Origin of the sequence: Streptomyces sp. 35G-GA-8 (genome assembly GCF_023534745.1) — a bacterium.
Lineage (GTDB): Bacteria > Actinomycetota > Actinomycetes > Streptomycetales > Streptomycetaceae > Streptomyces.
On the sequence record NZ_JAMHJQ010000004.1, the window covers coordinates 389,347 to 405,164 of the forward strand.

Consider the following 15,818-nt stretch of genomic DNA (forward strand, 5'->3'; position numbering starts at 1 on the left):
GGGTAACGGGGGTTAGAGGGACGCCTGAGTAGGGGGAGACACCGGGACATGAACAACAACACCCCGGTCTCCCCCCGCCCCCTCGGCCACCTCTCCGATGATGTGCGGAGTCGTGTGCTCTCGCTCGCGCAGCTGCGTGAGCGCGGTGTCCCTGGTGGCCGGGCCACCGCTCAGTGCCGGCCCGGCGGCCCCTGGCAGCAACCGCTGCCGGGGGTCTTCCTGTTGCACGCGGGTCCGCCGACCGCGGATGAACGGCTGCGGGCGGTATTGCTGTACGCGGGGCGGCCGAGCGCGGAGAGTTCCCGGGGTGTGCCGGCCCAGCCCGGCCGGCTCTCGCCGTCCGACGCCGCTGGCCTCTCCGCCACCTCCGCTTCCCCCGTTTCCTCCTCCGCCACCTCCGCCTCCTCGTCGGCGACTTCGGCGTCCCCGTACGGCGCGGTGATGATCACGGGACTGGCGGCGCTGGCGCTGTACGGATTCACGTCCGCTCCCCCGCTGCTCTCGCTGGAGCGGATCGATGTGCTCGTACCGCGCACCCGGCGGCTGCGGTCCACTGGGTGCGCCCGGCTGATCCGGGCCCACTCCCTGCCTCGGCCCGAGGAGTTGGACGGGATGCCGGTGGCACCCGTGGGGCGCGCGCTGGCCGACGCGGTCGCGGAGCTGTCCGACGCGGACGCCGTCGTCGCGCTGCTGACCGAGGCGGTACGCGCGGGACACTGCGAACCGGCCCTGGTGGTACGGGAGCTGACCCAGTCCGGGCTGCTGGCGCGCCCGCATGTGGTGGAAGCGGTGGACTCCTTGCTCGCCGAGGGGCGGACGCTGGCCGAGGGCCGGCTCTATGAACTGGTGCGGGTGTACGGGCTCCAGGACCCGCTGTGGAACGTGGATCTGCGGCTGCCGGGCGGACCGCGTCTGGGCAGCGTGGACGCCTACTGGCCCGACCAGGCGGTCGCCGTCGAGCTGGACACCCGGGCACCGAGGCCGGGCGGCCGGGCCGCCGACCGGGCGGACGACGAGGACGACGACGAGCAGTGGTCCGCGGCCGTCCGCAAGCGCGAGCATCTGGAGCGGCTGGGTATCACGGTCGTCCATCTCACGCCCAGGAAGCTGCGCGAGGCGCTGGATCAGCAGGCGACGGTGGTCCGTACGGCCCTGATGGCGGCGAACGACCGGGATCCGGCCGCACCGGTGGTCATCCTGCCGAGATGACCGCGGCGAGGCGGGCGCCGGTGCCGGCCGTAACGGAGACACCGGCCCCGCGTCACCGGGACCACCAGCCCCACCGGCCCCACCAGCACGCGGATTTCGCCCCATTGGTCCCCGGTGGCGCACACACCGCACTGGCGGGTCTCCGCCACGACTGAATCCCGCCCCTGACAGCTCTCCACAAACCCCTGTCATTGCGAAAAAGTGAGCGGTCATCCGGTACCGAATTCCGGACTGTCTCTTTCACCACACAGGGATGCTGATGACCTCCGAATCCGAGAGCTCCATATCCGGGCCGAGACGCGTGGCCAGGGTCGCGGCGGCCGCCGGTCTGGTGGCCGCGCTGATAGCCACCGGCGCGGTACCCGCCTTCTCCGCGACGGGCGCCGACGACCCGGCCGCACCCGTCAAGTCCTCCCCCGCCTCCGGCTCTTCCGACAAGCTCGGGGCGGCCGACGCCGATCTGCTCGACAAGGCGAAGGCCAAGGGCGAGAAGAACATCACGTTGATGGTCGCCACCGCGCCGGGGGCGACCGAGCAGGTCGCCGGTCAACTGGACGCCGTCGAGGGCGCCATCGTCGGCAAGACCGACGACAAGCTCGGCTATGTACGGGCCACGCTCCCGACCGCCAAGGCGGACGCCGCGATCAGGGCGGCCCAGAAGCTCTCCTCCGTCCACGGCATCGATCTCAACCAGGAGATCATGCTGGACGACCCGACGCCCGCGGCGGACACGGCGAAGGCCGCGAAGGGCGCCACCGGTTCGGCCGCCACGAAGTACCCGGCGCCGAGCAGCAAGACCCCGGCGAAGAACCCGTACAACCCGTCCTTCGAGACCGGCGCGGTGGACTTCGTCAAGAAGAACCCGAAGGCCGACGGCCGCGGCGTCACCATCGGCATCCTGGACTCGGGGGTCGATCTCGGCCACCCCGCGCTCCAGAAGACCACCACCGGCGAGCGCAAGATCGTCGACTGGGTGACCGCGACGGACCCGGTGTCCGACGGCGACGGCACCTGGCGCCGGATGGACACCTCGGTGTCGGGCCCGACCTTCACGGCGGACGGCCGTACGTGGAAGGCCCCGGCCGGCTCGTACAAGTACCGCGCGTTCCGCGAGGACGCCACCCTGGGTGGCGACATGGCGGGCGACCTCAACCGTGACGGTGACACCACCGACGCCTGGGGCGTGCTCTACGACCCGGCCAGCGGGACCGTACGCGTCGACCTGGACAACGACGGCGACTTCACCAACGACACCGTCATGAAGCCGTACAAGGACGGCTTCCAGATCGGCTACTTCGGCACGGACAACCCGGCCACCCCGGTGGTCGAGCGCATCCCGTTCGTCGTCGAGATCCGCAAGGACGTCGTCTACAACGCGGCGGGCGCGAAGTCCGACTTCGTCAACATCGGTGTCATCGAGGGCGCGCACGGCTCGCACGTCGCCGGCATCACCGCCGCCAACGGCCTCTTCGGCGGCAAGATGAACGGCGCCGCCCCCGGCGCCAAGCTGGTGTCCTCGCGCGCCTGCTCCTGGAGCGGCGGCTGCACCAGCGTCGCGCTGACCGAGGGCATGATCGACCTCGTCGCCAACCGCGGTGTGGACATCGTCAATATGTCGATCGGCGGTCTGCCGCCGCTCAACGACGGCAACAACGCCCGCGCCCAGCTGTACACGCGGCTCATCGACACGTACGGCGTACAGCTCGTGATCTCGGCGGGCAACGACGGCCCCGGCACCAACACCATCAGTGACCCGGCCCTGGCCGACAAGGTCATCTCGGTCGCCGCGTCGATCTCCAAGGAGACCTGGGCCGCCAACTACGGCTCCGGTGTGACGACGAAGTACGGCCTGCTGCCGTTCTCGGCGCGCGGCCCCCGCGAGGACGGCGGCTTCACGCCGACCCTCACCGCTCCGGGCGCGGCCATCAACACCACCCAGACCTGGACGGCCGGTGGCCCGGTCGCCGAGGCGGGCTACCAGCTGCCGCCCGGCTACTCGATGCTCCAGGGCACCTCGATGGCCTCTCCGCAGGCCGCCGGCGCGAGCGCGCTGCTGCTCTCCGCCGCCAAGCAGAAGCGGATCAGCCTCACCCCCGCCACCCTGCGGACGGCGCTCACCAGCAGCGCCACCAAGATCTCCGGTCTCCAGGCACATGAGCAGGGCGCCGGTCTGATCGATGTCGTGGGCGCGTGGAAGTCCATCGAGAAGGGCGCCAACGCTCACGAGTACACGGTCAAGGCGCCGGTCGACACGGCGCTCGACCAGTACCTGAAGACCCCCGGCTCCGGCACCGGTCTGTACGACCGCGAGGGCGGTCTGAAGGCGGGCCAGAGCCGGACGTACGACATCACCATCACCCGGACCACCGGCGCGCAGGGCGCGCTGGAGCACCGGCTGAAGTGGAAGTACGACAACAACAAGACCTTCCGGCTGCTCGGCAGCGACCGGATCAAGCTGCCGCTGAACCAGCCGGTGACCGTGACCGTGCAGGCCAGGCCCGGTTCCGCCGGGGTGCACAGCGCGATTCTGGAGGTCGACGACCGTCGTACGGAGGGTGTGGACAAGCAGGTCCTCACCACCGTGGTCGTCTCGAAGGAGCTGGCCAAGCCGGCGTACGCGTTCTCGGCGTCGGACTCGGTGCAGCGCAACGCCTCGAAGTCGTACTTCGTGACGGTGCCGGTGGGCGCGAAGACCCTGGAGGTGGCGCTCGGCGGACTCGCCAAGGACAGCCAGACCCGGTTCATCGCCATCAGCCCGTACGGCGTGCAGATGGAGGACAGCTCGACGATCTTCTGCTACCCGAACTACCCGAACCCGGCCAACACCTGCCGTCCGGACGTGCGTTCGTACCAGGACCCGCTGCCGGGCGTCTGGGAGATCGAGGTCGAGTCGCGCCGTACGTCGCCGCTGCTCGACAACCCGTACACGCTGGACACGACCCTGATGGGCGCGGTCTTCGACCCGGCGGTCACCACGATCCCCGAGGCGAAGATCGGCACCCCCGCCCCGGTGTCCTGGAAGGTCACCAACGGCTACGCCGCCATCGACGGCACGCTCGGCGGCGGCTCGCTGGGCTCGGCGAAGGTCACCCGTCCGACGATCGCGGACGGCGAGCAGCAGGTGACGACCGTCACCATCGGTGCGGGCGTCGAGCGGCTCGACATCGCGCTCGGCGGCACGTCCGACACGGGGGCCGACCTCGACCTCTTTGTCGCGAAGGACGGCCGTACGGTCGGTCAGTCCACGACGGCCAGCTCGGATGAGTCCGTCAGCCTGGTCAACCCGGCGGCCGGTACGTACACGATCACCGTCGACGCCTACGCGGTCCCGGCCGGGTCCACGGCGTACGACTACCGCGACGTGTACTACTCGGACTCGCTCGGCTCGATCAAGGCGGACGGTGCCGTCAAGCTCGCCAGCGGCGCTTCCGCGCAGGTCGCGGCCGAGGTGCTGGTGAACAGCGCGGCCCCGGCGGGCCGGCAGTTCTTCGGTGAGGTCCGGCTGCTCAACGCGCGCGGCACCGCCGCGGGCACCGGCAGTGTGATCATCGAGAGCGTCACCCCGTAACGGGACGTAACGTATGAGGTGGTACCAGGGGGCGGGCGTCCGTACGGGCGCCCGCCCTCTGTCCGCTCCCTGGACAATGGATTGGACAAGCCGCCCCGGGACAGACGCATGATGAATGGGACGCGTGCCCGGGACAGTCGCGAATGAAGGAGCCCCAGTGAAGGTCGGAATCGTCGGAGCCACCGGTCAGGTCGGCACAGTCATGCGCAAGGTTCTGGCCGAGCGGCGCTTCCCGGTCGCCGAGCTGCGGCTCTTCGCCTCCGCGCGGTCGGCGGGGTCGGTCATCGAGTGGCAGGGCACGGCGATCACGGTCGAGGACGCGTCCACCGCCGACTACTCCGGGCTCGACATCGTGCTCTTCTCCGCCGGGGGCGCCACCTCGAAGGTGCTCGCGGAGAAGGTCGCGGGACAGGGCGCCGTCGTGATCGACAACTCCTCTGCCTGGCGGCGCGACCCCGAGGTCCCGCTGGTCGTCTCCGAGGTCAACGCGCACGCGATCAAGAACCGTCCCAAGGGCATCATCGCCAACCCGAACTGCACCACGATGGCCGCCATGCCCGTGCTGCGCGCGCTGCACGCCGAGGCGGGGCTGACCGCGCTGGTCGCCACGACCTACCAGGCGGTGTCCGGCTCCGGCCTCTCCGGCGTGGCCGAGCTGCACGGCCAGGCGCAGAAGGTCGTCGCCGAGGCCGACCGGCTCACCCATGACGGCGGGGCCGTCGACTTCCCCGAGCCGAGCGTCTACCAGCGCCCCATCGCCTTCAATGTGCTCCCGCTCGCGGGCTCCCTCGTGGACGACGGCTCCTTCGAGACCGACGAGGAGCAGAAGCTCCGCAACGAGTCCCGCAAGATCCTGGAGATCCCGGACCTGAAGGTCTCCGGGACCTGTGTCAGGGTGCCGGTCTTCACCGGCCACTCGCTCCAGGTCAACGCCCGCTTCGCCCGCCCGATCAGTGTGGAGCGCGCCTATGAGCTGCTGAAGGACGCGCCGGGGGTGGAGCTGTCCGAGATCCCGACGCCGCTCCAGGCGGCCGGCAAGGACGCCTCGTACGTCGGCCGGATCCGGAACGACGAGACCGTGGAGAACGGTCTGGCGCTGTTCCTGTCCAACGACAATCTGCGCAAGGGCGCGGCGCTCAACGCCGTCCAGATCGCGGAGCTGGTCGCGGCCGAGCTCCAGGGCTGAGAGCCGGTGGGCCGAGCGGTCCGCTCACTCGGCGGGCAGGCGGGGCGGGGTTCCTTTCGTACGAGCCGTACGAGGATCCCGCCCCGCCGCCATGACCGCCCCGTGCTGCTGCTCGTCGCCGAGCCCGATCGGCCTCCCGGTCGGGCGGCGGCGCGCGTATGGCTCTTCGTACACGGGCGGGTCTTCGCGCTCACAGGGCCAGATGCCTCCGCAGCGCCGCGTCCAGTTCCGTCATCCGCTGCTTCGGTACGGCGCCGAGGCGCTGACGCATGCGGTCGGTCGACACCGCGCGCACCTGCTCGCACTGCGCCTTGGAGTCCTTTGTCAGCCCGCACTCCTCCGCGGGCAGGACGATCTGGAACGGGTAGACCCGGGAGGTGTTCGACGTGACGGGAACGACCGTCAACACACCCTTGCCGTTCCGGTCCGCGGAGCGGTTGGCGGCGTCGTTGGAGACGATGACGGCAGGCCGCGACTTGTTCGCCTCGCTCCCCCGCACCGGTTCGAAGTCGATCAGGAAAATGTCACCTCTGCGCATCGGTCAGCCCGTCCCCCGTCGACCGCTCCCAGAAGGCCGCGTCCCCGCTCGCGTCCCACTCCTCGAAGGCGGCCGCGTAGTCCGCCTCCAGCTGTGAGGCGCGCAGCAGCTCGATCGCGGCGTGTATGACAGCGGACCGGGAGGCCGATTCCGAGGCGACGGCGTACGCGTCGACGAAGGAGACATCCTCCTCCGGCAGGCTCACACTGATCTTCATACCTCGAATGCTACCCGGGTAGCAGAACTATTGCTACCGCACGCGTGAGGGCGGCATGGAAGGATGTCGGAAAACGTCACATACCGAGGAGATGACCCGGGTGCCTGGCACAAATCTGACCCGTGAAGAGGCGCAGCGGCGCGCACGCCTCCTCACCGTGGACTCGTACGAGATCGATCTCGATCTCAGCGGCGCGCAGGAGGGCGGCACGTACCGGTCCGTGACCACGGTGCGCTTCCTGAGCGCGGAGGCCGGGGCGGAGACCTTCATCGATCTGGTGGCGCCCGCGGTGCACGAGGTCGTACTCAACGGCACCGCCCTGGACGTCGCCGCCGTCTTCCGTGACTCGCGGATCTCGCTGGCGCATCTGCACGAGGGCCCCAACGAGCTGACGGTCGTCGCGGACTGCGCCTACACCAACACCGGCGAGGGGCTGCACCGTTTTGTCGACCCGGTCGACGAGCAGGCCTATCTGTACACACAGTTCGAGGTGCCGGACGCGCGGCGGGTCTTCGCCTCGTTCGAGCAGCCCGACCTGAAGGCGACCTTCCAGTTCACCGTGAAGGCGCCCGAGGGCTGGACGGTCGTCTCCAACTCGCCGACGCCGGAGCCCAAGGACCATGTCTGGGTCTTCGAGCCGACGCCGCGCATCTCGTCGTACATCACGGCGCTGATCGTCGGTCCGTACCACTCGGTGCACAGCTCGTACGAGAAGGACGGCCAGTCCGTGCCGCTGGGCGTCTACTGCCGGCCCTCGCTCGCGGAGTATCTGGACTCGGACGCGATCTTCGAGGTCACCCGGCAGGGTTTCGACTGGTTCCAGGAGAAGTTCGCCTACGACTACCCCTTCGCCAAGTACGACCAGCTGTTCGTGCCGGAGTTCAACGCGGGCGCGATGGAGAACGCGGGCGCGGTCACCATCCGCGACCAGTACGTCTTCCGTTCGAAGGTGACGGACGCGGCGTACGAGACGCGGGCCGAGACGATCCTGCACGAGCTGGCGCACATGTGGTTCGGCGATCTGGTCACCATGGAGTGGTGGAACGATCTGTGGCTGAACGAGTCGTTCGCCACCTATACCTCGATCGCCTGCCAGGCGTACGCGCCGGGCTCGAAGTGGCCGCACTCCTGGACCACGTTCGCCAACTCCATGAAGACCTGGGCCTACCGGCAGGACCAGCTGCCCTCCACGCACCCGATCATGGCGGACATCCGTGATCTGGACGATGTGCTGGTCAACTTCGACGGCATCACCTACGCCAAAGGCGCGTCCGTACTGAAGCAGCTGGTCGCGTACGTCGGCCAGGACGAGTTCTTCAGCGGCGTGCAGGCGTACTTCAAGGCGCACGCGTTCGGGAACACCCAGCTGTCCGATCTGCTGGGCGCGCTGGAGAAGACCTCTGGCCGTGATCTGAAGACCTGGTCGACGGCGTGGCTGGAGACGGCCGGTATCAATATCCTGCGCCCGGAGATCGAGCTGGACGCCTCGGGCCATGTGGCCTCGCTCGCCGTACGGCAGGAGGCGCCGGCGCTGCCGGCCGGGGCCAAGGGTGAGCCCGTACTGCGCCCGCACCGGATCGCGATCGGCTGCTACGACCTGGACGGGAACGGCAAGCTGGTCCGTACGAGCCGGATCGAGCTGGACGTGGACGGCGAGCTGACGGAGGTGCCGTTCCCGGCGGACACCCCGCGCCCGGCCGTCATCCTGCTCAACGACGACGACCTGTCGTACGCGAAGGTCCGGCTCGACGAGGAGTCCCTGCGGGTCGTCACCGAACACCTCGGCGACTTCGAGGAGTCGCTGCCGCGCGCGCTGTGCTGGGCGTCGGCCTGGGACATGACGCGCGACGGCGAGCTGGCCACGCGCGACTATCTGGAGCTGGTGCTCTCGGGGATCGCGAAGGAGTCGGACATCGGGGTGGTGCAGTCGCTGCACCGCCAGGTGAAGCTGGCGCTCGACCTGTACGCGGCGCCCGCCTGGCGCGAGGCCGGGCTGACCCGGTGGACGGACGCCACGCTGGCGCATCTGCGGGCGGCCGAGCCGGGCGGCGACCACCAGCTGGCGTGGGCGCGCGCGTTCGCCGCGACGGCGCGTACGCCGCAGCAGCTCGACCTGTTGCAGGGCCTTCTCGACGGTACGGAGACGGTCGAGGGCCTGACCGTCGACACCGAGCTGCGCTGGGCGTTCGTCCAGCGGCTGGCGGCGGTGGGGCTGCACGACGACGAGGAGATCTCGGCGGAGTACGAGCGCGACCGCACGGCGGCGGGCGAACGCCACGCCGCCGCGGCCCGTTCGGCGCGACCGCTGGCCGAGGCCAAGGCGGAGGCATGGGCGTCGGTGGTGGAGAGCGACAAGCTGCCGAACGCCCTCCAGGAGGCGGTGATCAGCGGCTTCGTCCAGACCGACCAGCGTGAGCTGCTGGCCCCGTACGCGGAGAAGTTCTTCGCGGCGGTCGGGGAGGTCTGGGAGTCGCGCTCGCACGAGATGGCCCAGCAGATCGCGGTCGGTCTGTACCCGTCGCTCCAGGTCTCCCCCGCCACGCTGGACGCGACGGACGCCTGGCTGGCCTCCGCGAGCCCGAACGCGGCGTTGCGGCGGCTGATCTCGGAGTCGAGGGCGGGCGTCGAGCGCGCGCTGAAGGCGCAGGAGGCGGACGCGGCGGCGGCCGTCGCGTAGCCCGGTTCCTAGGCCCTGTCTGACACATAGCGCCGTCCGCCCGGAGGGCGGGGCTCGCGGCGTCTGGTGCGTGCGATCGCAAGGCGGAGGGTCTCCCCAGTACTGGACGTACTGGGGTGACCCGACAACGCGGCGAGCGCGCGTGCCAGGCGTCGCGAGCCAGGCGGGATTTGTCAGACAGGGCCCAGGGCGGGCGGGTCGGGGCGGATCCTGTGGGAGCCGTTCCCCGGCCCGCCCGTCCGCGTCGGAGGTCGGCCGGTCGGCCCGACGCGGTACGGCGACGGCGACGGCGGCACACGAAAGCGCCGCCCGGCACAGGAGGTGCCGGGCGACGCCCAGGAAGTCCGGGTGGGTCAGGCCTGCTTGCGCGACTTGTCGAGCACGATCACCAGACCGGCGATGATGCCGAAGATCACCAGCGGCGCGGCCACGAACAGGCCGAGGGTCTCGCCCACACTCAGGCCCGGACCCGGGTCGTCGCCGTCGTCCCGGGTCAGCGCGAGCGCCGGGGACGACATGAGCAGCATCATCAGCGTCGTACCGGTCGCCAGGGCGCCGGCGCGCAGAGCGTTCTTCTTGTCCACGGTGCAAACGTAGCGAACCCGTCCGCGGGCCGCGCGCCCGGGGTGCCTTAGGGCCTGTCGTGAGGCCGCTCCTCCGCCGGTGCGCGCGGCCTCCACCAGCGCCTCAGTGGCCGCGCAGGGCCTCCATCAGGCCGTGCAGCCGGGGCGAGGCGGCCAGTTCCTCCAGGCTCATCGGGCGGCCCTCCGCGTCGGCCACCGGCAGCCGCCAGTTCGGGTACTGGTTCCAGGTGCCCGGCAGGTTCTGCGGTCTGCGGTCGCCGACCGCGTCCGGCAGCCAGACCCCGATCATCCGCGCGGGTGTGAGCGTCAGGAAACGGTAGAAGGCGCGGATCTCCTCCTCCTCGTCCCCGCCGCCCCCGGGCAGCAGCCCCAGACGCGCGAGACGGCCCAGCCACTCCGCGATCTCCGCCTGCTCCTCCGAGCGCTCCTGCTCCAGCGGGCGGGTGAGCAGACCGAGCCGGTGGCGCAGCTCCGCGTACTCACCGGTGAGCCGGGCCGCCGTGGGCGGCAGATCATGGGTGGTGGCGGTGGCCACGCACCCCTCGCGCCAGCTCTCGGGCGGCAGCGGGCGGCCCGTGCCCGCCCAGTCGCGCTCGAACCAGAGCACGGACGTGCCGAGCACCCCGCGCCGCTGGAGCGCCTCGCGTACGCCGGGCTCGACCGTGCCCAGGTCCTCCCCTATGACGACGGTGCCCGCGCGGTGTGCCTCCAGGGCGAGGACCGCGAGCATCGCCTCGGCGTCGTATCGGACATACGTTCCCCGGGTGGGGTCCTGGCCCCGGGGAACCCACCAGAGCCGGAACAGCCCCATCACATGGTCGATCCGCAGCGCTCCGGCGTGCCGCAGCAGACCTTGGAGCAGCCCGCGGAACGGGGCGTAGCCGGACGCGGCCAGCACATCGGGGCGCCAGGGCGGCAGGCCCCAGTCCTGGCCGAGCGCGTTAAAGGCGTCCGGGGGCGCGCCGATCGAGATGCCCGCTGCGAACGCGTCCTGCTGGGCCCAGGCGTCGGCGCCGCCCGGGTGCACCCCGACGGCGAGGTCATGGACGATCCCGACGGCCATCCCCGCGTCCACGGCGGCCCGGGACGCGGCGGCCAGCTGCTCGTCCGTCAGCCAGGCCAGCCGGCAGTGGTAGTCGATCCGGTCGAGCAGCTCCCGGCGGGCCGCGGCCGTCTCGGCGGAGCGCGGGTCCCGCAGCGGCTCCGGCCAGTCGTGCCACTCGGGGCCGTGCACCTCGGCGAGGGCGTACCAGGTGGCGTGGTCCTCCAGGGCACGGCCCTGCGCGGCCAGGAAGTCCCAGTAGGCGGCGCGGCGCCCGGGGCCGAGCGGGACCGTGTCCAGGATGTCCAGGGCCGCGCGCTTGAGCGCCCACACGGCGTCGCGGTCGATCAGCGCGCCCTCGCCCGGCGTCTTGTCGAGAACGGACTCCCGCAGCGCCGCGGCCCGTTCCACCAGCGCGTCGAGGCGCGCGCGGTCGGGTCCCCGTACATACGCGTACTCGGGGATGTCCTCGATCCGCAGATGCACCGGGTCGGGGAAGCGGCGTGAGGAGGGGCGGTAGGGGGACGGGTCGGTCGGATCGCCCGGTACGGCCGCGTGCAGCGGATTGATCTGGACGAACCCGGCCCCCAGGGTCCGGCCCGACCAGCCGGCCAGCTCGGCGAGATCGCCCAGATCGCCCATGCCCCAGGAGCGCGCGGAGAGCAGGGAGTAGAGCTGCACCAGAAAGCCATGGGTGCGGGCGGGCGGCCCCGGCACCCGAGCGGGCGCGACGATCAGCACCACCCAGGCGGTGCGCCCGTCGGGGGCCTCGACGGCCAGCCGGTGCACCCCGAGCGGGATCCTCGCCCACGCGGCGGGCTCCTCGGGGGCGGAGTGCGGCAGCTCCAACGACTCGCCCTCCTCCGTCTCCACCCGGAGCACCGAGCCCGGCGGGAGCGCGGTCAGGGCGGGCGGCAGCTCGGGGGACGGCGGGGCCGGTGCGGGAAGGGAGGCGGCGGACTCCTCAGGGGCGCCCGGGGCACCGTCCCACGCGCTCCACAGCACGAGCGTCGCGGGCAGCAGCCGCCTCGCCTCGGCGGACTCGGCGTCACCGAGCGCGTCGTCCACCGCCTCGGGCGTGGCCGCGTCGACCCCCAGCGCGGCGAGCACCGCGACCACGGTGTCGTCGGGGACCGGGACGGTGACGCCCGGGGAAGGTGAGTGCGCGGTGGCGACACCGTGCAGCTCGGCGAGCCTGGCCAGACCCATACGCACTCCGTTCAGACGGTCATACTCCTGGGGACTCCGTGCCGCCCGCCGTGCCGGGAGCGGTCGGCTCGCTGGTCAGCGGGGCGGTGTCGGCGAGCGGGGGCTCGCTGGTGAGGGGCGCCGCGTCGGCGAGCGGAGGCTCGCTGGTCAGGGGTCCCGCGCCGACGCCGCCGAGCGGGGGCTCGCTGGTCAGCGGGGCGGGCTCCGCCTGTTTGGAGAGGGCGGAGAGCAGAAGCTGCGCGGATGCGGCCATGACGGCGCCTCCAAGGAACAGGGAACAGGTCATCGCAGCCCTACCCAGCGGACGGAGCCGCAGACGTGTTCGCCCCGTAAACGTGTGTCGAGTCACGATCCGTTCCCCGTGCGGCAGTTGAAGGTCCTGCCTATCACAAACGGGCATTTGCGACACAACGGCCACGCGCATTGACACTGTCACCACGGGGTGGTGGGCTCGATGCCGCTCGACGGCTGTCCGGTCGAGACTCCTGCGGGACGCCGGCGGTGCCAAGAAGCGAAACCAGTGAGCATGAGGGGACAAGGCATGCGGCTCGGGCACACGAAACGGACCGCGACCGCCGTCGCGGTCGCCGTGATCGGCGGACTGCTCGGCGCCGCGCCGAGCGTGTCGGCTGCTCCCCAGGACCCCGGATCCCCCTCGGCCACCACCCCCGACCGCGAGGGCGAGGTGGCGGTGCCCGCGGTCTGGCCTCGGCCCCACACGATCAAGGCGGCGGGGAGGCCGGTCACGCTCGGGGACGAGGTGACCGTCGTCACCGGCGCGGGCGCCGACACATACGCCGTGCGGGCGCTGGTGGAGCTGCTGCGCGCGGCCGGCGTCCGTACCGTCCGCACCACCTCGTCCGCCTCGTCCGCCGCGTCCTCGGGGGCCCCGGACCGCGGGCCCGTCGTTTTCGCCGGGGGCGGCGACGCGTGGAACGCGCTGCGCGCCCTGCGCGCACCCGAGCGCGCCGACCTTCCGTCCGGCGGCTACCGCATCGCCGTGGGCATGGTCGCGGGCCGCGGGACGGTCGCCCTCGACGGCGTCGGCGAGGACGGCCTCTTCCACGCGGCGCAGACCCTGCGCCAGCTGATCACGCGTCGGACGCCGGACCGGCCCGCCCTGCCCGGCGTGGTCGTACGCGACTGGCCGGGCACGGCCGTACGCGGCACGACGGAAGGGTTCTACGGACAGCCCTGGGACCACCGGCAGCGGCTGGCCCAACTCGACTTCATGGGACGCACCAAGCAGAACCGCTACCTCTACGCGCCCGGCGACGACCCGTACCGCCAGGCGCGCTGGCGCGATCCCTATCCGGCGGACCGGCGCGCGGAGTTCCGTGAACTGGCGGAGCGCGCCCGCCGCAACCATGTGACGCTCGCGTGGGCCGTCTCCCCCGCCCAGTCCATGTGCATGGCCTCGGACGCGGATCTCAAGGCGCTCATCCGCAAGATCGACGCGATGTGGGCGCTGGGCGTGCGCGCCTTCCAACTCCAGTTCCAGGACGTCAGCTACAGCGAGTGGCACTGCGACCAGGACACGGAAACGTTCGGCTCGGGACCGGAGGCGGCGGCCGGGGCACAGGCCCGGGTGGCGAACGTGGTGGCCGCGCATCTGGCGGACCGGTACGCGGACGCCGAGCCGCTCACGGTCATGCCGACCGAGTACTACCAGGACGGCCCCACGGACTACCGCACGGCGCTCGGCGGCGCGCTCGACGCGCGGGTGCAGGTGGCCTGGACGGGCGTCGGGGTCGTGCCGCGCACGATCACGGGCCGCGAACTGACGGGCGCGCGTGCGGCGTTCGGGCGCCGGCTGGTGACCATGGACAACTACCCGGTCAACGACTACGAGCAGGACCGGCTCTTCCTCGGTCCGTACACCGGCCGGGAGCCCGCCGTGGCGTCCGGTTCCCTCGGGCTGCTCGCCAACGCGATGGAGCAGGCGTCGGCGTCCCGTATCCCGCTGTTCACGGCGGCCGACTACGCCTGGAACCCGCGCGGCTACCAGCCGGGGCAGTCCTGGCAGGCCGCGCTGGACGACCTCGCGGGCCAGGACGGGAGTGCCCGCGCGGCGCTGGGCGTGCTCGCGGGCAATGACGCCTCGTCGATTCTCGGCCTGTCGGAGTCGGCGTATCTGAAGCCGCTGCTCGACGCGTTCTGGCGGTCCCGTACGACCACGGACGCGGCGGCCAGAAGCTCGGCGGCGAGCAGACTGAAGGCCGCGTTCACGATGATGCGGGAGGCCCCGCCGCGGCTTTCGGGGGTGGCCGGAGGACAGCTGTACGACGAGGTGCGGCCCTGGCTGGACCAGCTCGCGCGGTACGGCACCGCCGGCGAACTGGCCGTCGACATGCTCCGGGCCCAGGACCGCGGCGACGGCGCGGCGGCATGGCGGGCGTCGGTGGCCCTGGAGCCCCTGCGCGAGGCCGCCGAGGCGAGCCGGGTGACGGTCGGCGAGGGCGTGCTGGGACCGTTCCTGAAGCGGGCGGCCAAGGAGTCGGCGGCGTGGACGGGAGCGGATCGCGCGGTGGGACGCGCGGGGGCCACCGGCGAGGGCGTGGCCCGCGACGCGCGGTCCTACACCGTCGAGCTGGGGCGGGCCAGGCCCCTGGAGACGGTCAACACGATGACCGACCCCGGCACAGGCGCGGGCGCGACCGTCGAGGCGCGGGTACCCGGCCAGGGCTGGCGCGGCCTGGGGCCGCTCTCGACGAGCGGCTGGACCGAGTCGGACGCGAAAGCGCTGAACGGGCAGCGGGTCGACGCGGTACGGATCGTCTGGTCGGACGCGGGCGCCGGGCCCGGGGGACCCGGTGGGTCCACGCCGTCCGTACGGCATCTCGTGCCCTGGTTCGCCGACGAGCCGCGGGCCAGCCTCGATCTGCCGCGCGGAGCGGCGAACGCCCAGATCGGCGGCGAGCCCGAGACGGTCGAGGCACGAGTGGCGGCGCGGCGCCCCGGCGAGGTGCGGGGCGCGATCACGGCGAAGCCGCCTTCCGGCATTCGGGTGACGGTGCCCAAGCAGACGAGGGTGCCGCGTGGCTCCCGTACGCACGTTCCCGTGAAGGTCAGCGTCCCCGCGGGGACCCCGGCCGGAACGTACGAGGTGCCGCTCGCCTTCGACGGCGAGGAGCGCACGCTCACGGTGCGTGCGTCGCCGGTCACCGGCGGCCCCGATCTGGCGCGTACGGGCACGGCCATGTCGTCCGGCGACGAGACGCCGGACTTCCCGGCCACCGCCGCGATCGACGGCGATCCGGTCAGCCGCTGGTCCTCACCCGTGGACGACGGCGCGTGGTGGCAGGTGGAGCTGGCGCGGCCGGCCAGGGTGGGCCGGGTGGTGCTGCACTGGCAGGACGCGTACGCGAGCCGCTACCGGATCCAGGTCTCGGCGGACGGGAGCACGTGGCGGACGGCGGCGGTGGTGACGGACAGCGGGGGCGGGCGGGAAACGGTGGGAATGGACGCGAGGGACGCGCGATTCGTGCGGGTGCAGGGGGAGGGGCGGGGGACGCGGTTCGGGTACTCGCTGTTCGGGGTGGAGGTGTACGGGGTGGCTGCGTCTGGCTAGGCGGGGGCGGTTGCGGT

General features: G+C 71.9%; 10 protein-coding genes. 5 read left to right on the forward strand and 5 right to left on the reverse strand.

Going from position 1 to position 15,818, the window contains the following annotated elements:
• Nucleotides 1-48 precede the first annotated feature (48 nt).
• The 3 genes from M1203_RS10935 to M1203_RS10945 all read left to right on the forward strand — a co-directional run bounded on the left by M1203_RS10935 (nucleotide 49) and on the right by M1203_RS10945 (nucleotide 5,963).
• Nucleotides 49-1,209: a hypothetical protein gene (locus tag M1203_RS10935; protein WP_249949378.1), complete on the forward strand. Its 1,161-nt coding sequence runs from the start codon at nucleotides 49-51 to the stop codon at nucleotides 1,207-1,209.
• Nucleotides 1,210-1,462: 253 nt separating this feature from the next.
• On the forward strand, nucleotides 1,463-4,777 hold the full coding sequence (locus tag M1203_RS10940; protein ID WP_249949379.1) for a S8 family serine peptidase: 3,315 nt from the start codon (nucleotides 1,463-1,465) through the stop codon (nucleotides 4,775-4,777).
• Nucleotides 4,778-4,934: 157 nt separating this feature from the next.
• Nucleotides 4,935-5,963 (forward strand): aspartate-semialdehyde dehydrogenase, encoded by a 1,029-nt coding sequence (locus M1203_RS10945; protein ID WP_249949380.1) that lies wholly within the window; start codon nucleotides 4,935-4,937, stop codon nucleotides 5,961-5,963.
• Nucleotides 5,964-6,153: 190 nt separating this feature from the next.
• Here M1203_RS10945 and M1203_RS10950 read toward each other — a convergent pair whose 3' ends face one another.
• Together M1203_RS10950 and M1203_RS10955 are read right to left on the reverse strand one after the other, a co-directional pair.
• On the reverse strand, nucleotides 6,154-6,501 hold the full coding sequence (locus M1203_RS10950) for a type II toxin-antitoxin system PemK/MazF family toxin (protein ID WP_249949381.1): 348 nt from the start codon (nucleotides 6,499-6,501) through the stop codon (nucleotides 6,154-6,156).
• Entirely contained in the window at nucleotides 6,488-6,718 is a 231-nt protein-coding gene (locus M1203_RS10955; RefSeq protein ID WP_249949382.1) for a ribbon-helix-helix domain-containing protein, read from the reverse strand. Before M1203_RS10955 ends, M1203_RS10950 begins: the two co-directional genes overlap by 14 nt.
• A 100-nt stretch (nucleotides 6,719-6,818) precedes the next feature.
• On the opposite strand from M1203_RS10955, the gene pepN reads away from it, so the two are divergent.
• A complete protein-coding gene (gene pepN, locus M1203_RS10960) occupies nucleotides 6,819-9,395 on the forward strand; it encodes an aminopeptidase N (protein WP_249949383.1) in 2,577 nt (858 codons plus the stop codon).
• Between the two features lie 353 nt (nucleotides 9,396-9,748).
• On the opposite strand, the gene M1203_RS10965 is transcribed toward pepN, so the two are convergent.
• From M1203_RS10965 to M1203_RS10975, 3 genes are all read right to left on the reverse strand, one after another.
• Nucleotides 9,749-9,979, reverse strand: a complete 231-nt coding sequence (locus M1203_RS10965; RefSeq protein WP_249949384.1) for a hypothetical protein — start codon at nucleotides 9,977-9,979, stop codon at nucleotides 9,749-9,751.
• Between the two features lie 103 nt (nucleotides 9,980-10,082).
• A complete protein-coding gene (gene malQ / locus M1203_RS10970; RefSeq protein ID WP_249949385.1) occupies nucleotides 10,083-12,230 on the reverse strand; it encodes a 4-alpha-glucanotransferase in 2,148 nt (715 codons plus the stop codon).
• A gap of 19 nt (nucleotides 12,231-12,249) precedes the next feature.
• Entirely contained in the window at nucleotides 12,250-12,483 is a 234-nt protein-coding gene (locus M1203_RS10975) for a hypothetical protein (protein ID WP_030352405.1), read from the reverse strand.
• A 288-nt stretch (nucleotides 12,484-12,771) separates the two neighbouring features.
• On the opposite strand from M1203_RS10975, the gene M1203_RS10980 reads away from it, so the two are divergent.
• Nucleotides 12,772-15,801 carry a beta-N-acetylglucosaminidase domain-containing protein gene (locus tag M1203_RS10980; protein WP_249949386.1) on the forward strand — a complete coding sequence of 1,010 codons (3,030 nt, stop codon included), beginning with the start codon at nucleotides 12,772-12,774 and terminating at the stop codon, nucleotides 15,799-15,801.
• The last annotated feature ends 17 nt before the right edge of the window (nucleotides 15,802-15,818 follow it).